The organism is Pseudomonas frederiksbergensis, from assembly GCF_000802155.2.
Lineage (GTDB): Bacteria > Pseudomonadota > Gammaproteobacteria > Pseudomonadales > Pseudomonadaceae > Aquipseudomonas > Aquipseudomonas frederiksbergensis_A.
Map to the genome: position 1 here is coordinate 45,560 of NZ_JQGJ02000011.1, position 25,134 is coordinate 70,693.

Sequence of the window (25,134 nt, forward strand, 5' to 3'; positions counted from 1 at the left end):
GCGAGCAAGCTCGTCTCCAGATACCCTGCGTTCAGCGCTTGTTCAGCCCCCGTGCCAGGCGATCCCCACCCAGTTGAATCACCGCCACCAGTGCCACCAGCAATACGATGACCGTCAACATGACCTGGCTGTCGAAGCGCTGGTAACCGTAGCGGTAGGCGATATCCCCCAGCCCACCGGCGCCGATCGCACCAGCCATGGCCGATGAGTTGATCATGGTCACCAAAGTGATGGTAAAGCCGCCGACAATTCCTGGCAGTGCTTCGGGCAGCAGCACATGCCAGACGATGTGCCAGCGTCGGCAGCCCATGGCCTGGGCTGCTTCGATCAGGCCGTGATCGACCTCCCGCAGGCTGACTTCTGCGATACGGGCAAAAAACGGCGTGGCGGCGATAGTCAGCGGCACCACTGCAGCCCATACGCCGTAGGTGGTGCCGACGATCAATCGAGTGAACGGAATCAACGCCACCATCAGGATCAAGAAAGGTATCGAGCGAAACAGATTCACAAACCCGCCCAAGGCCTTGTTCAGCGCGGGCGCTTCATAGATACCGCCCTTGCCGCTAGTGACCAGGATCACCGCCAGCGGAATACCCGCCAACAACGCGATCAATGACGACACGCCGACCATCAGGAACGTGTCGATAAACCCCTGCAACAACCGGTCAAACCACATAACCCAGCACCTCCACCCGTTGTGCCCAATCGCCAGCGCGGTTGCGCAATTGCTCGGCGCCCAATGACGAGCCGCTCACCGCCAGCAACAACTGCCCCAGCCCGTGACCTTGAATGCTTTCAATGCCGCCGTGCAGCAGCCGCACGCGTCCGCCCAAGGCACTGAACAGGGCGGCGAGGTCTGGTTCATCGCCGCTGCGACCGGTGAAGTGCAGGCGCAACACGGTGGCTGCGTCCGCCGAGGTCGGCTGCGGTCGCAGGCGTTTGTGCAACTCATCGGGCAGCGCATGCTGCAGCGGCGCCAGGAGCGTGCGGCTGACCTCATGCTGCGGGTTGCCGAAGACCTCCCAGACGGGGCCTTGTTCGACGATCCGTCCCTGTTCCAGCACTACCACGCGGTCGCAGACTTCCCGGATCACCGCCATCTCATGGGTGATCAGCACAATCGTCAGGCCCAGCCGCTGATTGATCTCACGAAGCAGGCTGAGGATTGATTGGGTCGTTTCCGGGTCCAGCGCTGAGGTCGCTTCGTCGCACAACAGGATCTGCGGGTCGTGGACCAGCGCCCTGGCAATCCCGACGCGCTGCTTCTGTCCGCCGGAGAGTTGCGCCGGATAAGCCTCGTGCTTGCCTTGCAAGCCGACCAATTCCAACAGTTCGCGGACTTTGCGCTGGCGTTGTTCCTTGGGCACGCCCGCAACTTTCAGAGGCAATTCAACGTTCTGCCAGACTGTCTTGGCCGACATCAGGTTGAAATGCTGGAAGATCATGCCGACGCGGCGGCGCAGCTGCACCAGGCGATCTTCATCGAACGTGCCGATGTCCACCTGATCGATCAACACCCTCCCGCTGGTGGGCTGTTCGAGTCGGTTGATGGTGCGGATCAATGAGGATTTGCCCGCGCCACTGCGGCCGATAATGCCGAACACCTCGCCATGCTGGATCGCCAGGTCGATGCCTTGCAGCGCATCCACCGGACCCTGATCCCCCCGATAGGTCTTGCCCAGGCCAATGAAACGTACGTGGGCGCGGTTGAGTTGCGGATGCAGTTCGGTCTGTTCGGCTTCCCGTGGCGCAACGGGGTGCTGTTTTAGCTGCGTGTTGGTGGCGTTCATGCTCAGCCTTCCCAGCCGGCTTGGTAGAGCTTGCCGTGGGCCTTGTCCAGCGCCGCGCGAACGGCCGGCGAGTGTTGGTAGATATCGACGAACTTGATCAGCCGTGGATCATCCTTGCTCTTGGGCTGGATCACGAACTGGATGACGTATTCCTTGTGATCGAGGCCATCGAAGAGCAGGGCAGACGTTGCGTCAAAGGTGTTCGCCAGGCGGATATAGGCCGGATAGCCCTGCACCAGGTCGGCGTCTTCATAGGCGCGCACCAGCTGCACGGCCTCGACTTGCAGGATCTTGAGTTTTTTTGGATTGGCAATGATGTCGTCTTCCGTGGCTTTGTAGCCTACCCCCGGCTTGAGCTGGATAAGCCCGGCCTTGGCCAGCAGCTGCAAGCCGCGACCGCTGTTGATCGGGTCGTTGGCAATGGCGACACTGGCGCCCTCGGGCAGCTCATCGAAGCTTTTGTAGTTCTTCGAATAGAGACCGACGTTATTGATGATTCCCGGCGCGAACGGCACCAGCTCGAAACCGGCGGCGGCCTTGGCGTTTTCCAGGAAGGGGATGTGCTGGAAATAATTCACATCGATGTCACCCGAGGCGAGGCTGACGTTCGGTGCGATCCAGTCGCTGAACTCCACCAGTTCGACTTTCAGGCCTTGTTTGTCAGCTTCTTCGACGGCGGCCTCCAAAGGAATGGCGAAGGCGGCAGTGGTGCCGATTTTCAACGGGGCGTCGGCGGCGAACAGCGTCGGGCTGAAAATGCTGAAGGCCAGGGCCAGTACGTTGACTGGCAGGATAAGGAAGTGCTTGGTCATGTCGGATGCTCCAGTCATTGCTTGATTGAGTCATGCGCCTTCGTGGCGGTAGCTTGAACCGGTGTGTTGGTCGGGTAGTCGCGCTTCTGCGTGAAACAGTTTTTCCCGCAGGGTGCCGCTGCCATATTCGGTCTTGTACGACCCGCGTCGCTGCAGCTCGGGAATCACCAGGTCGATGAAGTCCACGTAACTTTGCGGCGTGACGATGCGGGTCAGGTTGAAACCATCGAGGCCGGTCTCGGCGATCCACGATTCCAGCTCGTCGGCGACCTGTTCGGGCGAGCCGACCACCGTGATGTAACGACCGCCCAAGGCGTGTTGCTCCAGCAGCTTGCGGCGGGTCCAGTCGTTGTTCTGCAGGGTCTTGGTGGCGGATTGGATGGCGTTGCTTTTCACGTATTGGATCGGTTCATCGAGTGCGTACTCGGAAAAATCGATGCCCGTGGAGGCAGAGAAATGCGCCACCCCGGCCTCGGCGCTGGCGTAGCTCAAGTACTCGGCATGCTTGGCCCAGGCTGCCGCTTCGGTCTCGGCGACGATCACGTTCAGGCCCATGAACACTTTGATGTCATCGGCATTGCGCCTGGCCGCGAGGGCGCTGGCGCGGACCTTGTCCACCTGGACCTTGGTCGCCGGCTTGTCCTGGCCGCTGATGAACACGCATTCGGCGTGGCGCCCGGCGAACAGCAGGCCCCGCTCGGAGCTGCCGGCCTGGAACAGCACGGGGGTGCGCTGTGGCGACGGTTCACAGAGGTGATAGCCTTCGACCTGATAGAACTCGCCCTGATGCCGGACCATGTGCACCTTTTCTGGCTGGGCATAAATCCGCTGCTCGCGATCGTTGATGACCGCCTCGTCTTCCCAGCTGCCTTCCCATAGCTTGTAGAGCACTTGCAGATATTCGTCTGCCTGGTCGTAGCGGCGGTCGTGCTCGACTTGCGCAGTGAGGCCCATGGCCTTGGCGGCGCTGTCCAGATAACCCGTGACGATATTCCAGCCGACCCGGCCGCGGCTCAGGTGATCCAGCGTGCTCATGCGCCGGGCGAACAGGTACGGCGGTTCGTAGGTCAGGTTGGCCGTGAGGCCGAAGCCGAGGTGTTTCGTCACGGCGGCCATTGCCGACAGCAGCAGCAATGGGTCGTTGACCGGCAATTGGATCGACTCTTTCAGCGTGACATCCACCGACTGCTGGTAGACGTCGTAGACCCCGACGATATCGGCGATGAACAACCCGTCGAACAAGCCGCGCTCCAACAACTGGGCCAGCCCGGTCCAGTATTCAAGGGTGTTGTACTGGGTCGAAGTGTCCTGCGGATGGGTCCACAGGCCATGGTTGATGTGCCCGACGCAGTTCATGTTGAACGCGTTGAGGAGGATTTTTTTCTTGCCGGCCGCCATCAGATCGTCCCCCGCAGTGGCGGTTTTTCATCGTTGAGGTAGAAGTTGCCGACTGCGTGATATTTCCAGCGCACCGGGTCATGCAAGGTGTGCACCCGGGCGTTGCGCCAGTGACGATCGAGGCCATGTTCGGCCAGGGTCGCCTGGCTGCCGGCCAGTTCGAACAGCGTGCTGCCAGCGGCCAGGGAAATTTCCGTGCTGATCGCCCGTGCCTCGGCCACGGCGATCGAGGCCGCTGCTACGGTCTTTGCGTTCGTCTCGGCCTGGGCGCGGTCGAGAAATTCACCGGCACGCTCCAGCAGCGCTTCGGCGGCGTGCAGGCGAATGCTCAGGTGGCCAAAGCTCTTGAGGGTATGCGGGTCCTGAGTGGCGACGTCGCTGGTGGCGTCGATCCATGGCCGGGTTTTGCTGCGGACAAAATGCAGGGCATCTTCGTAGGCGGCGCGGGCGATGCCGGTGTCGATAGCCGCATGGAGAATCTGCGCCAGCGGGCCGACCGGCGTCGGACGCTCGAAGGCACTCTGGAACGGCACGATGTCTTCGGCACTCACATGCACATCTTCGAAGACCACCGAGCCGCTGCCCGTGGTGCGCTGGCCAAACCCGCTCCAATCGTCGATCACCGTCAGGCCTTTGCTGTCACGCGGGACGAACGCCAGCTGTTGCACGCCGTCCTCGTCCACCACCGAGGTGGGGATGCGCTGGGCATAGATTGCCCCGGTGGCGTAGAACTTGCGGCCATCGATGCGGTAGCCGTCGCGACGCAGCTGGGTGATGCGGTCGTGGGCGGTCCGGGTCCCGAGCTCCGCCAGGGCATTGCCGAAACGCTGGCCGGACAGGACTTCGGCGTACAGCCGCTGTTTCTGGGCTTCGTTGCCGTTGACCCGCAGCACTTCCAATGCATAGAAATGATTTTGCGGAATCTGGCCGAGCGAGCCGTCGGCTTGGGAAATCAGTGCGATGACTTTGGCCAGCGTGATGTTGGATACGCCTGCGCCGCCATAGGCCTTGGGGACGCTGATGCCCCACAAGCCCGAGCGGGTGAACGCTTCCAGCTCCGGAAGGGGCAGGCGCCGCTCGCGGTCGCGCAGGGCACTGTCGCGCTTGAAGTCATCGGCCAGGTCGCTGGCGACGATCAGGGCTTGTTCATCGCTGGTGATCACCGCGACGTGTTGGGAAAGCGTCATATGCTGCTCCAGTTGTCGGGTCGTCAGATCCAGGAATGCCGGGCCGGCAAGGTGCCGTTCAGGCGGTAGTCGCCAACCGCGTGGTACTTCCAGCGCACCGGGTCGTGCAGGGTGTGGACCCGCGCGTTTCGCCAGTGGCGATCGAGGTTGAATTCAGCAAGGGTGGCGCGGCTGCCGGCCAGCTCGAAGAGCTTTTCGCTGGCTTGCAGGGCAATCTCGGTAGTCAGCACCTTGGCTTCGGCCACGGCTATCGAGGCGCGAGCCGCGGACTGTTCAGTGACAGGCGCGGCGTTGACCAGGTCAAGCACCTGCCCGGCCTTGCGCAGCAACGCCTCGGCGGCGTGCAGTTCGATCTTTAGCTTGCCGACATCGGCGATGACGTACAGGTCGTCGCTGGCCCGCTCGACGTGGGCGTCGATCCAGGGTCGGGAGCGTTCACGAACGAAGTCGATCGCATCGTCGATGGCGCCACGGGCGATGCCCAGGTCAATCGCGGCCTGGATCAGTTGCGAGAATGCGCCTTGAACGTTGGGTGTTTCATTGATGCGCCAGTTGTCCAATACCAGCTCGGCGTCGACCCGTACGTTGTTGAGCAGCACCGTGCCGCTGGCCGTGGTGCGTTGGCCGAAGCCCGACCAGTCATCGACGATCCGCAGGCCTGGTGTGCCGCGCCGCACGAACGCCAATACCTGGCGACCCTCTTCATTCAAAGCCTTGACGGCGACCCAATGGGCGAACAGCGCACCGGTGGAATAGAACTTCTGCCCGTTGATGACAAAGCCGTTACCGTCAGCCGTGATCCGTGCCTTGAGTTCCAAGGTGTCGCGGGTGCCACGTTCCGGTCCGGCATTGCCGATGCGCCAGCCTTCGAGCACGCTCTGCAGAAGAATTCTCTTTTGTCGCTCGGTGCCCGTGGCAAGAATCAGTTGGAGCACGCCGAACTGGTTCTGGGGAATTTGACCGAGGGCCGGATCGGCTGCGGAAATGATTGCGAACACGTCGGCAATCGTGACGCAGGAGACTTGCGGCCCCCCGTACTCACGAGGCACGGCAATACTGCCGAGCCCGCTGCGGGTGAATTGCTCGATTTCCGTCCAGGGCAGCTTGCGTTGCTGGTCGCGACGCGCGGCGTGCTGGCGCGCCACTTGCGCCAGGTCATGAGCCGCCCTGATCGCCTCGGCATCAGTGCGCAGCACCTGGGGCGGCAACAATGGTGGAGCGATGTCTAGGTCGCTCTGGATTTTTGCCTGGGCCAAATCGGACATCACAGCCACTCCGTGGCTGCACGCAGAGCCTTGGCGCCCTGCATTGGGGTGATTGTGTTCCGTACCATATCCACCTCACATCTCAAGAAAACGCCGCGATGAATGCGGCGACCAAAATCAAGAATGTCCGGTGGTCCGGTTTATATACCCTAAACGTGTAAATACGGTTTTTGAACTAACCTTTAGGAATATCCATAGGCTGGATTTGTCACCCGGTGCAGCCTGCACGGAGACGACTGCACGAGAAAAGCATCAAGGCGCCCGGTGTCGCGGTTCAGCGGCCATGAGCGGCGCTTTTGGCGGGTTTTTCAGATACGGGTTCGTACAGCCGATTTTCAGTGTCCGCGGCGGAGCCCAGCGGGAGTTGTTGCCCACGCGGTCGATGATGCAATAGGTCACTTCCAGGCGCAGGTCCTCGCCTGCTTCCATGATGATTTCCGGCGGCACCCAGACGTGGACCGGTTGGCCTACCTCGCAAGGTTTTATCCCCGGCAGGTCCATGCGCACGTCGCCCCAGCGCACGGTAATCGCATCGTCGGCGGCCATGTTCAGGTAGGGCTCGATGGTCAGCGGCACGCCACGTTTGATCTGGTTCGGGTTCACGCCTTGGCGGCGGATGGCTTGAGGAATCCGCACCGGCGCCAGGCTCTGGTTCTCATCACCGGTCAAGGCAGAGGGTTGACCACCGGGGCAGTCCAGCTTGACCTGAACCTGTCGCGCTGCAGAGAGCGCCGGCCCTCGTCCGATTTGCATGACACGGTAGTGAACGTGGGAGGTCCCGTTGACGATGAAGCTCTCCGGAACCCGCAAGCGGATGCTGTCATGCACGTCCGTCTCGGTAAGCAGGCGTGAGCCGACGAAGCAGTTGTCCCAGAACAATTCGAGCAAATCGCCTGCGTCCATGCGGGGGTAGGGCGCAACGATGACCTCCAGGTGCGCGGCGCTGGTGATATTGATGCCGCTACTGGCCAAGGTGGGCGCGGCCAATTCAGGGATAGGTGACGTACATGTCATGGTGTTCTCCTTGATGTCTAAACGCACTACGTTCCGGAAAGATAAGAGGCGTAAATAACTATCGCATTATTGAGTTACTTAGGTTGGTTGTGTGTTGGCTCATCCAACTCTGTTGAAATAAATAATGTGCTCCGCCTGTTTGCATCTAGATATAGGTTAGAGAGTTTCAGTGTCAATAGAGGCGCTTGCGCAAAAGTTGATTATGTCCGGCTTCAGAAATGTCCTACGCGCTGCTGTTACGAATACGTGTTGCTCGGCGTACTTTTCCTCGGGGCGCCGGAGTTGGGGCTTCGATAGGTTGGAAGCGGAGCTGGCCAGTATTGGCGCAAGATGTTCACTTGATAAGTTAAGTTGAGAGAGGCGGGGGTTGAAGTATGGCCAGGAATATTTCGATGGCTTGCAGATGGCCTTACTTCCGTCCATGGAAGTAATGGCGGTGTGGCTAACTTACTGTGCGCCGTGACCGGCTGAGAGGAACTTGCTGAGAAACTGTCGAGTACGCTCTTCTTTTGGTGCTTCGAACAATGCCTTGGCTTCGCCTTGTTCGACGATCACGCCTTTATCGAAGAACACCACGCGGTTTGCCACGTCCCGGGCGAAACCCATCTCGTGCGTCACGATGATCATGGTGCGCTTTTCTTCGGCCAAGCCGCGAATGGTTGCCAGTACTTCACCCACCAGTTCCGGGTCGAGCGCGGAGGTTGGTTCGTCGAAGAGAATCACCGCAGGTTCCATCGCCAACGCCCGGGCAATCGCCACGCGCTGTTGCTGGCCACCGGACAGGCGCCTCGGATAAGCGTTTTCCTTGCCGGCCAACCCGACCTTTGCCAGTAGCTTGCGACCCAGGGTCTCGGCATCGGCACGCGGCGTTTTTTTCACCACGATCGGGCCTTCGGTGACGTTCTCCAGGGCAGTGCGGTGGGGGAACAGGTTGAAGTTCTGGAACACGAAGCCCACCTGTTGACGCAAACGACGCACCAGGCCCTGCTGCTGGCTCAGTGGGCGACTGCCATCGATCTCGATGTCGCCGACCTTGATCCGGCCGCTGGTTGGCTCTTCAAGGAAATTCAGGCAGCGCAGGAACGTCGTCTTGCCCGAACCACTGGGGCCGATGATCGCAACCACCTCGCCTTCTTCGATCTTCAAGTCGATGCCATTGAGCACCACCTGACCCTTGAACTGCTTTGTCAGCTTTTCCACGACAATCATGGGTCAGGACTCCTGGTCGTGCCGATTGACCCGGGCTTCCAATACGTTCTGCAGGTGCGAAAGCACGGTGGCAAGAACCCAGTAGATCAGCGCGGCGGCAAGATACATGGTGAAGATTTCGAAGGTGCGGGCGGTGATCAACTGCGCCTGGCGGAACAGCTCCGGTACCTGGATGGTCGCCGCCAGCGCGGTGTCCTTGACCAGGGAAATGAAGCTGTTGCCCAGCGGTGGCAGGGCCGTGCGTGCGGCTTGCGGCAGGATGGCCCGGCGCAGGGTCTGGGCGCGGGTCATGCCGATACTCGCCGCCGCTTCCCACTGGCCGCGCTCGATGGAACTGATGGCGGCCCGCAGGATTTCACACGCATAGGCCCCCATGTTCAGCGAGAACCCGATAAGCGCCGCCGGCAGTGGATCAAGTTCGAGGCCCAGCTGCGGCAATCCGTAGTAGATCAGGAATAACTGCACGAGCAATGGCGTGCCGCGAAAGAACGACACGTACATGCGGGCGATCCAGTTGATCACCTTGAGACGCGACAGGCGCATCAGCGCCAGGCCGAACCCCAGCAGCAAGCCGAAGAACATGCCGCCGAGGCTGAGGATGACCGTGTAGTACGCGCCCTTGAGCAAGAAGGGCGCGGAGTCCAGTGCGAGTTGAAGTGCTGCTTCCATTATTGAGTGACGTCAGCGTCGAAATATTTTTCCGAGAGTTTTTTCAGCGTACCGTCGGCGCGAAGTTTTTCGATGGCTTTGTTCACGGCGGCCAGCAACTCAGGCTCGCCTTTGCGCAGGGCAATACCGGATTCCTGGCGAGAGAAGGCTTCGCCAGCGGCCGTCGTGTCCTTGGCTTTCTTGGCGTATTCCAGCGCGGCCAGGCGATCGATCAGGATGGCGTCAATGCGGCCTACGCGCAGATCCTGGAATTTGGTCGGGTCATCTTCGTAGGTGCGCACATCGGCGGTGGGTACGTTGGCTTTGACCCACTGTTCATAATTGGTGCCCAAGCCAACGCCGACTTTTCTACCGCCTAGGTCAGCAGCCGATTTGATTTTCAGACCGGCTGCTTTCTTGGTCAGGACCAGCGCTTGAATCCCGGAAACGGTGTACGGCTCGGAGAAATCGTATTTTTTCTTACGTTCCTCGGAGATGGTCACCTGGTTGACCACAGCGTCCAGCCGCTTGGATTCCAACGCCGCGAGAATGCCCGCCCATGGGGTGGTCTGCAGCTTGACCTTCACACCCAGTTCCTTGGCGAGAGCTTCGGAAAACTCCACTTCGAAACCGGTCAGCTTTCCTTGCTCATCCACGAAACTGAACGGCGGGTAAGTGCCTTCCAGGCCGATCTTGATTTCACCGGCATCCTTGATTTTCTGCAGTTGCTCACCGGCAACCGCCTGCCCCAACAGGCCGGCGCTCAATGCCAGGCCCAGCGAACCCACCAACAGGTTGCGACGTAATGCGGAAAAATTCATGACAAGCCCCTGTGTTTTCTTATGAAGAGGTTATTTTGGCTGAGATAAGGCGCAGCCGCGCTTCGAAAAGATTGCCACATCCTGCCTTAAAGCGGCCTGGACGTCTCGCGGCAAATACGCTTGCTCGCTTCCACCGGTGTTCTGACTAGCTCTGGAACGCTGCGCCATAGGCAAACAATGCTGGCGCACCGCCGGTGTGCAGGAAAGTGATCGGGCCCTCGTCAAAGCGGCCGCGGCCGATGCCGTCGAGCAAGCCTGCCATCGCCTTGCCGGTGTACACCGGATCGAGCAACAGGCCTTCCTGGCTCGCCAACAGCTTGACCGCCGCCAAGGTCCCGGCATTCGGCTCGCCATAGCGGGGGGCAAAATATTCGTCCCACAGGATCACCTTGAATGCCTCGGGCAAGGCGACGTCGAGCAATTGCGCCGTGCGCTCGGCCAAACCCTGGACCTTCGGAAACTGGTCTTCCTCGCTGCGTGAAACCGTCACGCCGATGACCGCAAGCGCCGGCAGGCTTTCGCTCAGGGCCAGCGCCAGGCCGCTGTGGGTTCCGGCGCTGCCCGAGGCCAGCACGACGGCGGCAAAGTCGATGCCGGTGTCCTTGATCTGTTCGGCCAGTTCCAGGCCCGCACGTACGTAGCCCAGTGCGCCCAAGGCGTTCGAACCACCAATCGGCACCAGGTAAGGCTTTTTTCCGTTGCTGCGCAGGCGACCGGCGAGGGCCTGTAATTGTTCGTCGGCGTTATCCAGGTTATCCACCAACTCGACTTTCGCATCGAACAACTCAAGCAGGAGGCGGTTGCCGTTACCCAGGTAATTACTGTCCTCGGTGCCGATGGGGTTTTCCAGCAGCGCCACGCAACCCAGGCCTAACTTCGCGGCCAGGGCGGCCGTCTGGCGGACATGGTTGGACTGGATCGCTCCGGCGGTGATGAGCGTGTCAGCACCCTGGGCCAGCGCGTCGGCACCCAGGTACTCAAGTTTGCGCAGCTTGTTGCCGCCCAGCGCCATGGGCGTCAGGTCGTCGCGCTTGACGTAGATCTCGCGGCCGAGCCACTGGGAGAGGCGTTCAAGTTTTTCCAACGGTGTCGGTTGGCCGAGCAGGTCGAGACGATGAAAGCGAGACAGCCGTTCTTTGATCATGGGTCCGTACTGGTTGTAGGCGATGTCTGACTATAGGCATGCGGATATTCAGGGGCAACCGGGATTGGATCGCAGGGTTCGTGTCGACACTGAACGAATGCGCGCCAGACAACGTCATACCCTGCCATGGGCTAGCGTAGGAAACGTACCGTTGGGCTCTGCGATTAGTCCTTAGCTAGCTATTCATGTTTAACTTGAACGTTCATCCAAGTTAAACCATTGGTTTGCTGCCCGCTCACAACAGGAGGCTTGCCTTTGCCGAGTCCGTTTACCCACGTCACTGCTTCTCTTCGCGAGGTGCTTGTTCGATGAGCACTTCGCCCCTCCCATCCAGCGGCGCGGTCCGCATGAATCCGCCGGTGTTCTACTTCTCGGCGGCCTTTATCCTGCTGTTCGGCCTGGTTGTCATCGCCATGCCCCAGCAGGCCGGCGCATGGCTGTTGGCAGCCCAGAACTGGGCGGCCAACACGGTCGGTTGGTACTACTTGCTGGCGATGACCCTGTATTTGATTTTCGTCGTGGTCACCGCGTTGTCCGGCTACGGCAAGATCAAGCTTGGTGCCGATCACGACGAACCCGAATTCAGTTATCTGTCTTGGGCCGGCATGTTGTTCGCCGCCGGAATCAGCATCACGTTGTTCTTCTTTTGCGTTTCCGAGCCGCTGACTCATCTGGCCCAGCCGCCCCAAGGCGAGGCCGGTACGGCTGATGCGGCGCGCCAGGCCATGCAGATCCTGTTCCTGCACTGGGGCTTGCACGGCTGGGGCGTCTTTGCGTTCGTGGGCATGGCCCTGGCGTACTTCGCCTACCGGCACAATTTGCCGCTGGCCTTGCGGTCCGCGTTGTACCCGCTGATCGGCAAGCGCATCAACGGTCCGATCGGTTACGCGGTGGACGGCTTCGGCATCATCGCGACCGTGTTCGGCCTGGGCGCGGACATGGGCTTCGGCGTCTTGCACCTCAATTCCGGGTTGGACTACCTGTTCGGCATCGCTCACACCCAGTGGATCCAGGTTGGGCTGATCGTTCTGATGATGGGCGCGGCGATCATCGTCGCGGTGGCGGGGGTCGACAAGGGCGTGCGGGTCATGTCCGATATCAACATGCTGCTGGCCTGCGCGCTGTTGCTGTTCGTGCTGTTTGCCGGGCCGACGCAGCATTTGCTCAACACCCTGATGCAGAACCTGGGCGATTACCTCGGCGCGCTGCCGATGAAGAGTTTCGACCTGTATGCCTACAACAAGCCCAGTGACTGGCTGGGTGGCTGGACCGTTTTCTATTGGGCCTGGTGGATCGCCTGGTCACCCTTCGTGGGGCTGTTTATCGCACGGATTTCCCGTGGCCGTACGATCCGCGAATTCGTGTTTGGCGTGTTGTTGATTCCCCTGGGCTTCACCCTGGCGTGGATGTCGATTTTCGGCAACAGCGCCCTCGATCAGGTGCTGAACCACGGCATGAGCGCCCTGGGCATGTCCGCCCTGGAAAACCCGTCGATGAGTCTGTATCTGCTGCTGGAAACCTATCCGTGGAGCAAGACGGTGATTGCGGTCACGGTGTTTATCAGCTTCGTGTTTTTTGTCACGTCCGCCGACTCCGGCACCGTGGTGCTTTCGACGTTGTCGGCCAAGGGTGGCAGCCCCGATGAAGATGGGCCGAAATGGCTGCGGGTGTTCTGGGGGGCGATGACGGCCCTGGTGACCAGTGCCTTGCTGTTTTCCGGCAGCATTGACGCGCTCAAGTCGGCGGTGGTGCTGACGTCGTTGCCGTTCTCGATGATCCTGTTGCTGATGATGTGGGGGCTGCACAAGGCGTTCTATCTCGAATCCCAGAAGCAGATTGCGCAACTGCATTCCCTCGCGCCGGTGGCGGCTTCTCGCCGGGGCACGGGTGGCTGGCGCCAGCGCCTGAGCCAGGCTGTGCATTTCCCCTCTCGCGACGAGGTGTATCGTTTCCTGGACACCACGGTGCGTCCGGCCATCGAAGAGGTTAAAACGGTATTCGCTGAAAAAGGCCTGGCGGTGATGACCCAGCCAGACCCGGCCAACGACAGCGTCAGTCTGGAAATCGGCCACGGCGAGCAGCATCCGTTCATCTACCAAGTGCAGATGCGCGGCTACTTCACGCCGTCCTTCGCCCGGGGTGGCATGGGCTCCAAGCAAATCAACAATCGACGCTATTACCGTGCCGAGGTGCACCTGAGCGAAGGCAGCCAGGATTACGACCTGGTGGGCTATTCCAGGGAACAGGTCATCAACGACATTCTCGACCAGTACGAGCGGCACATGCAGTTCCTGCATCTGGTGCGCTGATCGAGTGGTGCCTCAGACCAGCCCGCCGTTGGCTCGCAGGACCTGGCCGTTCACCCAGCCGGCGGCCGGGCTGACCAGGAAGGAGACGATGCTGGCAATGTCTTCCGGCTGGCCGAGGCGCTCCAAGGGCGGCATCTTCGCGTAGTGCTGCACCTGCTCTTCGCTTTTGCCGTGCATGAACAACTCGGTGGCGACCGGCCCCGGGGCCACGGCATTGACCGTGATCTGGCGCCCGCGCAGTTCCTTGGCAAACACCTGGGTCAGGGATTCCACCGCGGCCTTGCTGGCGATATACACCGAATAGCCAGGCAGGTTCAGGCCCACGGTGCTGCTGGAGAAATTGATGATGCGGCCGCCGTCGTTCAGCCGGGTCGCGGCTTCGCGCAAGGTGTTGAAGGTGCCGCGCGTATTGATGGCAAACGTGCGGTCGAACAATTCATCGCTGTGCTGCGCCAAGGGCATGACCTGGAGGATGCCGGCGTTGTTGATCAATACATCGACCTTGCCCAGTTGCGCTTCGACCTCATCAAACATCCGGCTGACATCGGCGGCAACCGACACATCGGCCTTTACCGCTATGGCCTGGTGTCCGGCCTGGCGTAATTGCACGACCAGCCTGGAGGCTTCGGTGGCACTGCTGGCGAAGTTGATGGCGACGGCGAAACCGTCGCTGGCCAATTGCTTGGCCAGTTGCGCGCCGATGCCACGGGAGGCGCCGGTCACGATGGCAACTTTGGAGTCTTGGACAGTCATGGCGAGAAATCCCTTGAGGTGTGGTGATTGGGTTGAAGGCAGATTCACATGTTTACTCGTGGCGATAAATGCACGAGAGTTGCCTTGACTGTTCAATATTCATCAACAATTGGGGCGTGGAATTCAGATGGACCAAGTCAAGGCGATGAGGGTATTTGTCCGCATCTACGAGCGCAGCAGCTTCACCCTGGCCGCCGAAGACCTGAACATGCCCCGGGCGACGCTGACCCACACGCTCAATCAGTTCGAAGCCTGGCTAGGGGTGCGCCTGCTGGAGCGCAGCACCCGCAAGGTACGCCCCACCCTTGATGGCGAAGCCTATTACCCGCGCTGCGTGCAATTGCTGGCCGAGCTGGAAGAAGCCGAACTGGCGTTCCGCAGCGTGGCGCCCAAAGGCAAGCTCAGGGTGGACCTGCACGGAACGCAGGCGCGATATTTCGTCATCCCGGCGTTGCCGCAATTCATGGCCCGCTATCCAGAAATAGAACTGTTCATCAGCGAGGCGGATCGGTTTGTCGACCTGATTGCCGAGGGCGTCGACTGCGTCGTGCGCTCCGGCACGTTGGCAGATTCGTCACTGATCGGCCGGCGCGTCGCCAATCTTCGGCAGATCACCTGCGCCAGCCCCGCTTATTTGCGCCAGTACGGCGAACCCAAAAGCCTCGATGATTTGAAACACCACAAGGCAGTGAATTACGTCTCGCGCACCACCGCCAAGCTGTATCCGTTCGAGTTCATGGTCGACGGCGAACTCAAGGAAGTGTCGATCGGGGGCACGTTGTCAGTGTCCGGCGCGGAGATCTACGCCGCTTCGGCGATTGCCGGCATGGGCCTGATCCAATGCCCGCATTACCGGATGGAGGAGCCGATCCGGCAGGGCCTGATCCAGGAGGTTCTGGTGTCCATGCCGCCACCGCCGATGCCGGTGTCGGTCGTCTATCCCCATAACCGGCACATGTCGCCACGGGTACGGGTGTTCGTGGATTGGGTGGCTGAGGTGTTTGCGCAGGCGCGTTAATGTGATTTTCGATTCCCTGATGCTGCACGTTGCCATGCGAACTTTCGGCCTGACCGATGCGTCTGTGAAATGTTAGCTTCTGCCACCCGTTGTCCGAACAGAGAGCCTTTCGATGACCTACACCGCTGCGCAAAACCGCTACGAGTCCATTCCCTATCGCCGCGTCGGGCGCAGCGGATTGGTGCTTCCGGCCTTGTCACTCGGCTTGTGGCACAACTTCGGCGACAGCACGCCGATCGATACCCAGCGAGCCTTGCTGCGTACAGCGTTCGACCTAGGCATCAACCACTTCGACCTCGCCAACAACTACGGCCCGCCCTATGGCAGCGCCGAAATCAATTTCGGCCGGCTGTTGCGTGAAGATTTCAAGCAGTACCGCGATGAGCTGATCATTTCCAGCAAGGCCGGCTGGGACATGTGGCCCGGCCCCTATGGCCAGGGTGGCGGCTCGCGCAAGTACGTGCTCGCCAGCCTCGACCAGAGCCTGCAGCGCTTGGGGCTGGATTACGTGGACATTTTCTATTCCCACCGCTTCGATTCCGATACGCCGCTGGAGGAAACGGCCAGCGCACTGGCGACAGCCGTGCAGCAGGGCAAGGCTCTGTATATCGGCATTTCTTCGTATTCGGGTGTGAAAACCCGGGAAATGGCTGCGCTGCTAAAGGAATGGAAAATCCCGCTGTTGATCCACCAACCGGCCTATAACCTGCTCAATCGCTGGGTGGAGAAAGACTTGCTGGACGCCACCGAGGAACTGGGCACTGGGGTGATCGCTTTCACTCCGCTGGCCCAGGGCCTGTTGACTGACAAATACCTCAAGGGCATTCCGGCCGATGCGCGGGTCAACCGCCCGGGCGGTGGCTCGTTGCAAGCTTCGCATTTATCCGAGGAAAACATCGCCCACGTGCGCGCGCTCAACGAAATCGCCCAGCGTCGCGGCCAAAGCCTGGCCCAGATGGCCCTGGCCTGGACGCTGCGTGATCCACGGGTCACCTCCGCCCTGATCGGCGCCAGCCGGCCGGAGCAGATCGTCGAAAACGTCGGGGCGCTGCGCAACCTCGACTTCAGCGCCGAAGAACTGGCCGAGATCGATCGGTTTGCCCAGGAGGGCGGGATCAACCTGTGGGAAAAGCCTTCGACGGCGCAATAGGTTTAATCCAACCTTAGTGGCAGTACATAACCCTGTGGCGAGGAAATAAATCCCCTGGCCACAAATCTGCATTCCCGCGCGGGTCAGTGGGAATGCTTTGGTCAGTTACTGATCGCCAGGATGCTCGCCTGGTACGAACCCACGAACACGTCGAAATCCCCCACCTCGTTCTGCTCCAGTTCGGTTTGCTGGACCAGCGATTTCCGAGCGTTTTCCTCGAACGCAACGTGTTCGTCGGCCGACAAGGGCTCGGCGCGGAAAAACTCGGCGTGGGCCTTGCTCTGGCGCAGGGAGAATTGGGCGAAGCTTTCCTGGTGCTCGGCCATGGCGGCCAGTACCCGGGCGGATGGCGTCAGGGATGGGTCGCGGACTTTTGCCAGTTGGGCGTCCAGCGCCTGGCGATGGTGATCGCTCCCTTGGTTCTGGTCCAGCAGCGCCGCCAGCGGAGCGATTTTTTCCAGCAGTTCCAGCGCCCAGGCTTGCATGTCTACCGACTGGCCCTGGCGCTGCAGTTGCAGGCCAGGCTTGCGGCCTTCCTTGACCACGCTCAGGAAGTTGCTGGTGGCGTTGCTGCACTCGTTGTTTTCCAGTTGCGGGCTGTCATTGAGGCCACAATACAAGAGGAACGCATCGAGGAATCGCGATTCGGTGAGGTCGATGCCCATCGGCAGGAACGGGTTGATGTCCAGGCAACGCACTTCGACGTACTGGATGCCCCGGGCCATCAGCGCCTGGATCGGCCGCTCGCCGGTGTAGGTCACGCGCTTGGGACGGATGTTGGAGTAGTACTCGTTTTCGATCTGCAGGATGTTGGTGTTGAGCTGCACCCATTCGCCGTTCTGGTGCGTGCCGATCTCGACATACGGCGCGTAGGGCGTCGCCACCGCTTTGCGCAGGCTGTCGGTGTAGCTCGCCAGGTCGTTGTAGCAAGGCGTCAATCCGGCCTGGGCGTTGCTCTGGTAACCCAGGTCGCTCATGCGCAGGCTGGTGGCGTAGGGCAAGTACAACGTGTCCGGGTCCAATTGTTCCAATTGATGCGGCCGGCCACGCAGGAAACCCGCGTCCAGAGCCGGCGAGGCGCCGAACAGGTACATCAGCAGCCAGCTGTAGCGGCGGAAATTACGGATCAGCGCGATGTAGGCCGACGACTGGAAATCCCGGTCGCTCAGATCGCTGGCTTCGTCCTGCCGGAGCAAGGGCCAGAGCTTTTCCGGCAGGGAAAAGTTGTAGTGGATCCCGGCGATGCACTGCATGGTCTTGCCATAACGCAGCGCCAGGCCCTTGCGGTAAACGTACTTGAGTCGCCCGATATTCGAGGTGCCGTAGTAGGCGATCGGAATTTCTTCTTCAGCCGGCAGCGGGCACGGCATCGAAGGGCTCCACAGGTATTCGTCGCCGAGCTTGCTGTAGACGAACCGGTGGATTCTGTCGAGGCTGCGCAGGGTGTCGGCCGGGTTGGCCAGGGCCGGGGTGATGAACTCCAGCAGCGACTCGGAATAGTCGGTGGTGATCTGTTCGTTGGTCAGCGCCGAGCCCAGGGCCTCGGGATGCGGGGTCTGCGCCAGGCGTCCATCGCCCGTGACGCGCAGGCATTCACGCTCGATACCGTGCAGGCACTGCTCGAGCAGGGAGAGGTTGGCGCGCTCGCCGAGCAGGGCCAGGCGGCGGTTTAAAAGGTCGCTCAAGTTGAATTCCTTCACGCGTCAGTCGCCCCAATATGGGGGTGGGCAAGACGGTCTACAAGGGTGAAGTTAAAACTGGCGTGTTCGCCTGGTTTCTGTGCGGCCCAAGGCTAATCGCCGCAGTCCCACATGACATCGAAATTAACTCAAATCGATGACAGGGAGCTATAGGACTGCGAACGTGCCTTGCGCTTTTGCGACCAGCTTGTCGCCTTGCATCACTTCGGCCTCGACCACCAGCGTGCGCCGGCCCGGGTGGATGACCCGGGCGGTGCACAACACGTCGCCGTCGGACACAGCGCGAATGTAGTTGATCTTGCACTCGATGGTCGCGCTCTGCTGGTCAAAGCCATGGACACTGGAGCAGGCCAGTCCCATGGCGATGTCCACCAGGCTGAACAGTGCGCCGCCGTGGAGCTTGCCGCCACGATTGCGCAACTCGGGTTCGAGGCCCAGGGCGACTTGCGCCACCCCATCCCCAAGGCTGTGCAGACGGCAGCCGAGCAGCTTGAAGAACGCGCTCTCCACCAACCCGGCCGGCGCGTCCATCAGCGCTTCTTCAATTGCTTGGCGTTGGCGAACAACGAGGCCATGGCGTTGTTGGCCGGGGCCGCGGTGGCGGTTTCCTTGCGTGGCGCGGTGTTCTGCGACTGGCGCGGCGCGGCGCCTGGGCGAGCACCGCGGGCACCGTCGACTTTCTCGCCTGGCGTGTCGCTCATGCGCATCGACAAGCCAACGCGTTTGCGCGGGATATCGACTTCCATGACTTTTACTTTCACCACGTCGCCGGCCTTCACGGCTTCGCGCGGATCCTTGATGAATTTTTCCGACAGTGCGGAGATGTGGACGAGGCCGTCCTGGTGCACGCCGATGTCGACGAACGCGCCGAAGTTGGTCACGTTGGTCACTACGCCTTCGAGGATCATGCCCGGTTGCAGGTCCTTGAGGTCCTCGACGCCTTCCTGGAATTCGGCGGTCTTGAATTCCGGACGTGGGTCGCGGCCCGGCTTCTCCAGCTCTTGCAGGATGTCGGTGACGGTGGGCAGGCCGAAGGTTTCGTCGGTGAATTTCTTCGGATCCAGGCGCTTGAGGAACGCGGCGTCACCGATCAACGAGCGGATGTCGCGGTCGGTCTGGGCGGCGATGCGTTGCACCAGCGGGTAGGCTTCAGGGTGGACGGCCGAGGAATCGAGCGGGTTGTCGCCGTTCATGACGCGCAGGAAGCCGGCGGCCTGCTCGAAGGTTTTTTCACCCAGGCGCGGGACTTTCTTCAACGCGGCGCGGGTCTTGAATGCGCCGTGTTCGTCACGGTGGGTGACGATGTTCTGTGCCAGCGTGGCGTTCAGGCCGGAGATACGTGCCAGCAGCGCCACCGAAGCGGTGTTCACGTCCACGCCCACGGCGTTCACGCAATCCTCCACAACGGCGTCGAGGCCGCGCGCCAATTTCAGTTGGGACACGTCATGCTGATACTGGCCGACACCGATGGATTTCGGATCGATCTTCACCAGTTCCGCCAATGGATCCTGCAGGCGACGGGCAATCGACACCGCGCCACGGATCGACACGTCCAGGTCCGGGAATTCCTTAGAGGCCAGTTCCGACGCGGAGTAAACCGACGCGCCGGCCTCGGAGACCATGACCTTGGTCATTTTCATGGCTGGGTACTTCTTGATCAGTTCGGCGGCCAACTTGTCAGTCTCGCGGCTGGCGGTGCCGTTGCCGATGGCGATCAGGTCCACCGAGTGCTTGGCGCACAGGGCGGCGAGCACGGCGAGGGTCTGGTCCCATTTATTGTGCGGCACGTGCGGGTAGACCGTGGCGTGGTCGAGCAGCTTGCCGGTGGAATCCACCACCGCCACCTTGCAACCGGTGCGCAGGCCCGGGTCCAGGCCCAGGGTGGCGCGCGGGCCGGCCGGCGCTGCCAGCAGCAAGTCGTGCAGGTTGTGGGCGAACACGTTGATCGCCTCGGTCTCGGCGTTATCGCGCAGCTCACCGAGCAAGTCGGTTTCCAGGTGGGTGTAGAGCTTGACCTTCCAGGTCCAGCGCACCACCTCGGCCAGCCATTTGTCGGCGGCGCGGTTCTGGTTCTGGATGCCGAACTGCTGGCCGATCATGCCTTCGCACGGGTGCATGGTCCCCGGCAATTCCTCGCCGACTTTCAACGCGGTGCTGAGGATGCCTTCGTTGCGACCCCGGAAAATCGCCAGGGCACGGTGGGACGGCATGCTCTTGAGTGGTTCGTCGTGCTCGAAGTAGTCGCGGAACTTGGCGCCTTCCTCTTCCTTGCCGGCGATGACGCGGGCGCTGAGGATGGCTTCCTGTTTAAGGAAGTTGCGCAGCTTCTCCAACAGATTGGCGTCTTCGGCGAAACGCTCCATGAGGATGTACTTGGCGCCTTCCAGCGCGGCCTTCACGTCCGCCACGCCTTTTTCGGCATCGACGAAGCGCGCGGCTTCGGTTTCCGGTGCCAGGCTCGGGTCGTTGAACAGGCCGTCGGCCAGCTCGCCGAGGCCTGCTTCCAGGGCAATCTGGCCCTTCGTGCGGCGCTTTTGCTTGTAGGGCAGGTACAAGTCTTCGAGGCGGGTCTTGGTGTCGGCCAGCTTGATGTCGCGCTCGAGTTGCGGGGTCAGCTTGCCCTGCTCCTGGATACTCGCGAGGATGCTGATGCGCCGTTCGTCGAGTTCGCGCAGGTAGCGCAGGCGCTCTTCCAGATGACGCAACTGGGTGTCATCGAGGCTGCCTGTCACTTCTTTCCGGTAACGGGCGATGAAAGGGACCGTGGAGCCTTCATCGAGTAGCGCGACGGCCGCTTCGACCTGTTGTGGGCGGACGCCGAGTTCCTCGGCGATGCGGCTGTTGATGCTGTCCATAAAACCACCTGACAAATTGTGAAATCAGGCTCGCCGCCGCGCAAATCGGGCTCGGCAAGACTGGTTGAGCGGCCTGGCATGCGCCGCTGCCTGGGTCAAAAGGCTGCCTGTTGACCCGCGAAATTCAAAAAGTGCTGCCTGGCCAGGGGTAAAAGTGTTGCGCCGGTTCAGCGATCCGGCCCGGTCCTGGCACAAAGGCCGCGCATTATAACCAGCGTTCCGCCGTTAGGGTGCGTCGTGCCCGCAGGCTGGATCAGTGGAATGCTGGAGATAGGCGAAAAATCTGCTAACAATGCACACGGTACGCACAGCGGCAGCTAGGCCATAATGCGCGCCGAGATCAAAGGAGCTTCCTATGAGCAGCACCGCACAAACTGCTGAAGGCGAAAAAATTCTGATTGTTGACGACGATCCTGGGCTGAGCAGCCTGCTGGAGCGCTTTTTTGTCAGCAAGGGCTACCGAGCCCGCACCGTACCGAACACCGAGCAGATGGACCGTCTGCTGGCCCGGGAGGTTTTCAACCTGGTGGTCCTCGACCTGATGCTGCCTGGTGAAGACGGCCTTACCGCCTGTCGTCGCCTGCGTGGCGCGAACAACCAGATCCCGATCATCATGCTGACCGCCAAGGGCGACGAGCTGAGCCGTATCAAGGGCCTGGAGCTGGGCGCCGACGATTACCTGGCCAAGCCGTTCAACCCGGACGAGCTGATGGCGCGGGTCAAGGCGGTCTTGCGTCGCCAGTCGGCGCCGGTGCCAGGCGCGCCGGGCAGCGAAGACGAGAGCGTGACCTTCGGCGACTATGAACTGTCGTTGGCCACTCGCGAGCTGAAGCGTGGCGACGAGATCCACATGCTTACCACCGGTGAATTCGCCGTGCTCAAGGCCTTGGTGATGAACGCTCGCCAGCCGCTCACGCGGGACAAGCTGATGAACCTGGCCCGTGGCCGCGAGTGGGATGCGCTGGAGCGCTCCATCGACGTGCAGATTTCCCGTCTGCGCCGGATGATCGAGCCCGATCCATCCAAGCCGCGTTATATCCAGACCGTCTGGGGCGTAGGTTACGTATTCGTGCCGGATGGCGCCGCCGGAAAGTGATCGGCGATTTGTAGGAGCGGGTAGCCTGGCTGGTTGAAGTCTTTTCCAGGCGACTCGCGGTCCGTCATTGTGCGAGCATCGCTCGCTCCTGCAAGTGTGTAGCGGCTATTCATGAAAACCCCCGTTTGGTTCCCCCAGAGTTTTTTCTCCCGCACCCTCTGGCTGGTGCTCATTGTCGTGCTTTTTTCCAAGGCGCTGACGCTGGTCTACCTGCTGATGAACGAAGATGTGCTGGTGGACCGTCAATACAGTCACGGCGTTGCCTTGACCTTGCGAGCCTACTGGGCGGCAGACGAAACCAATCGGGCGAAGATCGCCGAGGCGGCCACATTGATCCGGGTGGTCGGTGCCGGTGTACCGGAAGGCGAGCAGCACTGGCCGTACAGCGAGATCTATCAGCGGCAGATGCAGGCCGAGCTGGGTGCCGACACCGAGGTACGATTGCGCATGCATTCGCCGCCGGCCTTGTGGGTCCGCGCTCCAAGCCTGGGGGATGGTTGGCTGAAGGTTCCGCTGTACCCTCATCCGTTGCGTGGCCAGAAAATCTGGAACGTGCTGGGCTGGTTCCTGGCGATCGGTCTGTTATCGACAGCTTCGGCATGGATCTTCGTCAGCCAGCTCAACCAACCGCTCAAGCGCCTGGTCTACGCCGCCCGGCAGCTGGGGCAGGGGCGTAGCGTACGGTTGCCGATCAGCGACACGCCCAGTGAGATGACGGAGGTGTACCGCGCCTTCAACCAGATGGCCGAGGATGTCGAGCAGGCCGGACGCGAGCGTGAGCTGATGCTTGCGGGTGTCTCCCATGACTTGCGCACGCCCCTGACCCGATTGCGGCTTTCTTTGGAATTGATGGGCGAGCACACCGACCTGACCGACGAAATGGTCCGTGACATTGAAGACATGGACGCGATTCTCGACCAGTTCCTGGCGTTCATTCGAGACGGTCGTGATGAGTCGGTGGAAGAAGTCGACCTCAGCGACCTTGTCCGGGAGGTGGCTGCGCCCTATAACCAGAACGAAGAGAAGGTCCACCTGCGCCTGGAACCGATCCAGCCATTTCCGTTACGTCGCGTATCGATGAAGCGCTTGCTGAACAACCTGATTGGCAACGCCCTGAACCATGCCGGCACCGGTGTGGAGGTTGCTGCCTACGTATCCGGCGATACCAGCGCGCCCTACGTCGTGCTGAGCGTCATGGACCGAGGCGCCGGCATCGATCCGTCGGAGTTGGAGGCGATCTTCAATCCATTCACCCGGGGTGATCGTGCCCGAGGCGGTAAGGGCACTGGGCTGGGCCTGGCGATCGTCAAGCGTATCGCCTCGATGCACGGCGGCAACGTCGAGCTGCGCAACCGAGTCGGTGGCGGGCTGGAAGCGAGGGTGCGGCTGCCGTTGGGCTTGATGCTGCCTCGGGATGCGGTGTAGCGACTCTCTCAAGTCAGGCAGCAAACCTGTGGAAGCAAGCTTGCTCCCGCAGTAATTAAATGGATCAACCCTTGCCCTTGGTCCGGGTCATGTTCGGCCCACCATTCTTTTCCAGGTGCTCGATGATGATCCCCGCCACGTTTTTGCTGGTGGTGGTCTCGATGCCTTCCAGGCCTGGCGAAGAGTTGACCTCCATCACCAGCGGTCCGTGATTGGATCGCAGGATGTCCACGCCAGCTACCGCCAGCCCCATGACCTTGGCCGCACGCAGGGCGGTCATGCGTTCTTCCGGGGTGATCTTGATCAAACTGGCGCTACCGCCGCGATGCAGGTTGGAGCGAAATTCCCCTGGCCTGGCCTGGCGCTTCATCGAGGCGATCACCTTGTCGCCGACCACGAAGCAACGAATGTCGGCGCCGCCGGCTTCCTTGATGTACTCCTGGACCATGATGTTCTGCTTCAGGCCCATGAACGCTTCGATCACCGACTCCGCCGCCGTCGCGGTTTCACACAGCACCACGCCAATGCCTTGGGTGCCCTCCAGCACCTTGATCACCAGAGGCGCGCCATTGACCATGGCGATGAGGTCGGGAATGTCATCCGGGGAGTGGGCGAAGCCGGTCACGGGCAAGCCGATACCGCGCCGAGACAGCAATTGCAGCGAGCGCAGCTTGTCTCGCGAGCGGGCAATCGCGACGGATTCATTGAGGGGATACACACCCATCATTTCGAACTGGCGCAGCACCGCACAACCGTAGAAGGTCACCGATGCGCCGATGCGCGGAATCACCGCATCGAAGCCTTCCAGGGGTTTGCCGCGGTAATGGATCTGCGGCTTGTGGCTGGCGATGTTCATGTAGGCGCGCAGGGTATCGATCACCACCATTTCATGGCCACGTTCGGTCCCGGCTTCAACGAGACGACGAGTGGAATACAGACGCGGATTTCGCGACAGCACAGCGATCTTCATGCAACACCTGTGGCAGAGGTAGTGGACACCGGGAATGCCGGCTTGTCTTGAACGTATTTGATGCCTGGATTGACCACCAATTGGCCGTCAATCAAGGCTTTGGAACCCAGCAACAGGCGATAGCGCATGGATTTGCGGCAGGCGAGGGTGAATTCGACCCGCCAGAACCGATCGCCCAGTGCCAACGTGGTGCTGATCACGTAGCGGACCTGGGCGTGGCCGTTGGAACTCTTGATGGTCTTGCGCGCCACCAGCGGCGCTTCGCAACGGCGATGACGCAGTTGTACGACGGTGCCAAGGTGTGCGGTGAAGCGCACCCATTTTTCGCCGTCACGCTCGAACGGTTCGATGTCGGTGGCATGCAGGCTGGAGGTGCTGGCGCCAGTGTCGATTTTCGCCCGCAGCCCCGCGACTCCCAGGTCCGGGAGCGCCACCCATTCGCGCAGACCGACGACGGTCAGATGGTCAAAAGTCTTCAAATAAAACAACCTGAAATTGGCACATCGGATAGCGGACTCCGCGAATCGCGGTATTCACGCAGAATAATCACAAAATGGCGACAGTTATCTA

At 61.1% G+C, this 25,134-nt stretch carries 22 protein-coding genes; 5 read left to right on the forward strand and 17 right to left on the reverse strand.

Annotated elements, in window-relative coordinates; translation table 11 throughout:
* Positions 1-31 precede the first annotated feature (31 nt).
* From JZ00_RS19650 to JZ00_RS19700, 11 genes are all read right to left on the reverse strand, one after another.
* The gene (locus tag JZ00_RS19650) at positions 32-676 is read right to left on the reverse strand and encodes a methionine ABC transporter permease (RefSeq protein WP_039592621.1); all 645 of its coding nucleotides are present in this window, start codon (positions 674-676) and stop codon (positions 32-34) included.
* The gene (locus tag JZ00_RS19655; protein WP_039592622.1) at positions 666-1,790 is read right to left on the reverse strand and encodes a methionine ABC transporter ATP-binding protein; all 1,125 of its coding nucleotides are present in this window, start codon (positions 1,788-1,790) and stop codon (positions 666-668) included. The genes JZ00_RS19650 and JZ00_RS19655 overlap by 11 nt, the downstream gene beginning before the upstream one ends.
* 2 nt (positions 1,791-1,792) lie before the next feature.
* Positions 1,793-2,602 carry a MetQ/NlpA family ABC transporter substrate-binding protein gene (locus tag JZ00_RS19660; protein ID WP_039592623.1) on the reverse strand — a complete coding sequence of 270 codons (810 nt, stop codon included), beginning with the start codon at positions 2,600-2,602 and terminating at the stop codon, positions 1,793-1,795.
* 30 nt (positions 2,603-2,632) lie between these two features.
* Positions 2,633-4,000 carry an LLM class flavin-dependent oxidoreductase gene (locus tag JZ00_RS19665; protein WP_039592624.1) on the reverse strand — a complete coding sequence of 456 codons (1,368 nt, stop codon included), beginning with the start codon at positions 3,998-4,000 and terminating at the stop codon, positions 2,633-2,635.
* A complete protein-coding gene (locus JZ00_RS19670) occupies positions 4,000-5,187 on the reverse strand; it encodes an SfnB family sulfur acquisition oxidoreductase (RefSeq protein WP_039592625.1) in 1,188 nt (395 codons plus the stop codon). The genes JZ00_RS19665 and JZ00_RS19670 overlap by 1 nt, the downstream gene beginning before the upstream one ends.
* Before the next feature lie 23 nt (positions 5,188-5,210).
* On the reverse strand, positions 5,211-6,452 hold the full coding sequence (locus JZ00_RS19675; RefSeq protein ID WP_039592626.1) for an SfnB family sulfur acquisition oxidoreductase: 1,242 nt from the start codon (positions 6,450-6,452) through the stop codon (positions 5,211-5,213).
* 252 nt (positions 6,453-6,704) lie between these two features.
* On the reverse strand, positions 6,705-7,466 hold the full coding sequence (locus JZ00_RS19680; protein WP_039592627.1) for a hypothetical protein: 762 nt from the start codon (positions 7,464-7,466) through the stop codon (positions 6,705-6,707).
* A 447-nt stretch (positions 7,467-7,913) separates the two neighbouring features.
* The gene (gene tcyN / locus JZ00_RS19685; RefSeq protein ID WP_039592628.1) at positions 7,914-8,675 is read right to left on the reverse strand and encodes an L-cystine ABC transporter ATP-binding protein TcyN; all 762 of its coding nucleotides are present in this window, start codon (positions 8,673-8,675) and stop codon (positions 7,914-7,916) included.
* Between the two features lie 3 nt (positions 8,676-8,678).
* On the reverse strand, positions 8,679-9,344 hold the full coding sequence (tcyL, locus tag JZ00_RS19690) for a cystine ABC transporter permease (RefSeq protein ID WP_039592629.1): 666 nt from the start codon (positions 9,342-9,344) through the stop codon (positions 8,679-8,681).
* A complete protein-coding gene (gene tcyJ / locus JZ00_RS19695; protein ID WP_039592630.1) occupies positions 9,344-10,144 on the reverse strand; it encodes a cystine ABC transporter substrate-binding protein in 801 nt (266 codons plus the stop codon). The genes tcyL and tcyJ overlap by 1 nt, the downstream gene beginning before the upstream one ends.
* A 145-nt stretch (positions 10,145-10,289) precedes the next feature.
* Complete coding sequence (locus JZ00_RS19700) at positions 10,290-11,288, reverse strand: D-cysteine desulfhydrase (protein WP_039592631.1); 999 nt, start codon at positions 11,286-11,288, stop codon at positions 10,290-10,292.
* A gap of 347 nt (positions 11,289-11,635) precedes the next feature.
* Between JZ00_RS19700 and betT the strand changes: the two genes are divergently transcribed.
* Positions 11,636-13,597 (forward strand): choline transporter BetT, encoded by a 1,962-nt coding sequence (gene betT / locus JZ00_RS19705; protein WP_162488972.1) that lies wholly within the window; start codon positions 11,636-11,638, stop codon positions 13,595-13,597.
* Between the two features lie 12 nt (positions 13,598-13,609).
* Here betT and JZ00_RS19710 read toward each other — a convergent pair whose 3' ends face one another.
* Positions 13,610-14,350 (reverse strand): SDR family oxidoreductase, encoded by a 741-nt coding sequence (locus JZ00_RS19710; RefSeq protein ID WP_039592633.1) that lies wholly within the window; start codon positions 14,348-14,350, stop codon positions 13,610-13,612.
* A 127-nt stretch (positions 14,351-14,477) separates the two neighbouring features.
* Here JZ00_RS19710 and JZ00_RS19715 point away from each other — a divergent pair, with 127 nt between their 5' ends.
* Together JZ00_RS19715 and mgrA are read left to right on the forward strand one after the other, a co-directional pair.
* On the forward strand, positions 14,478-15,368 hold the full coding sequence (locus tag JZ00_RS19715; protein ID WP_039592634.1) for a LysR family transcriptional regulator: 891 nt from the start codon (positions 14,478-14,480) through the stop codon (positions 15,366-15,368).
* 112 nt (positions 15,369-15,480) lie between these two features.
* The gene (mgrA, locus tag JZ00_RS19720) at positions 15,481-16,518 is read left to right on the forward strand and encodes an L-glyceraldehyde 3-phosphate reductase (protein WP_039592635.1); all 1,038 of its coding nucleotides are present in this window, start codon (positions 15,481-15,483) and stop codon (positions 16,516-16,518) included.
* Positions 16,519-16,619: 101 nt separating this feature from the next.
* Here the strand turns inward: mgrA and gshA are convergent, their stop codons facing one another.
* The 3 genes from gshA to JZ00_RS19735 all read right to left on the reverse strand — a co-directional run bounded on the left by gshA (position 16,620) and on the right by JZ00_RS19735 (position 21,073).
* Positions 16,620-18,203, reverse strand: coding sequence for a glutamate--cysteine ligase (gshA, locus tag JZ00_RS19725; RefSeq protein ID WP_039592636.1), 1,584 nt, complete (start codon positions 18,201-18,203; stop codon positions 16,620-16,622).
* Positions 18,204-18,365: 162 nt separating this feature from the next.
* A complete protein-coding gene (locus tag JZ00_RS19730) occupies positions 18,366-18,749 on the reverse strand; it encodes a PaaI family thioesterase (RefSeq protein WP_045154803.1) in 384 nt (127 codons plus the stop codon).
* Positions 18,749-21,073 carry a Tex family protein gene (locus JZ00_RS19735; RefSeq protein WP_039592638.1) on the reverse strand — a complete coding sequence of 775 codons (2,325 nt, stop codon included), beginning with the start codon at positions 21,071-21,073 and terminating at the stop codon, positions 18,749-18,751. The genes JZ00_RS19730 and JZ00_RS19735 overlap by 1 nt, the downstream gene beginning before the upstream one ends.
* Positions 21,074-21,428: 355 nt before the next feature.
* Between JZ00_RS19735 and ompR the strand changes: the two genes are divergently transcribed.
* Positions 21,429-22,169 carry an osmolarity response regulator transcription factor OmpR gene (gene ompR, locus JZ00_RS19740; RefSeq protein ID WP_039592639.1) on the forward strand — a complete coding sequence of 247 codons (741 nt, stop codon included), beginning with the start codon at positions 21,429-21,431 and terminating at the stop codon, positions 22,167-22,169.
* A 111-nt stretch (positions 22,170-22,280) separates the two neighbouring features.
* Complete coding sequence (locus JZ00_RS19745) at positions 22,281-23,594, forward strand: ATP-binding protein (protein WP_039592640.1); 1,314 nt, start codon at positions 22,281-22,283, stop codon at positions 23,592-23,594.
* 64 nt (positions 23,595-23,658) lie between these two features.
* On the opposite strand, the gene rimK is transcribed toward JZ00_RS19745, so the two are convergent.
* Together rimK and rimB are read right to left on the reverse strand one after the other, a co-directional pair.
* A complete protein-coding gene (gene rimK, locus JZ00_RS19750; RefSeq protein WP_030141550.1) occupies positions 23,659-24,564 on the reverse strand; it encodes a 30S ribosomal protein S6--L-glutamate ligase in 906 nt (301 codons plus the stop codon).
* A complete protein-coding gene (rimB, locus tag JZ00_RS19755) occupies positions 24,561-25,043 on the reverse strand; it encodes a retropepsin-like aspartic endopeptidase RimB (RefSeq protein WP_039592641.1) in 483 nt (160 codons plus the stop codon). The genes rimK and rimB overlap by 4 nt, the downstream gene beginning before the upstream one ends.
* Between the last annotated feature and the right edge of the window lie 91 nt (positions 25,044-25,134).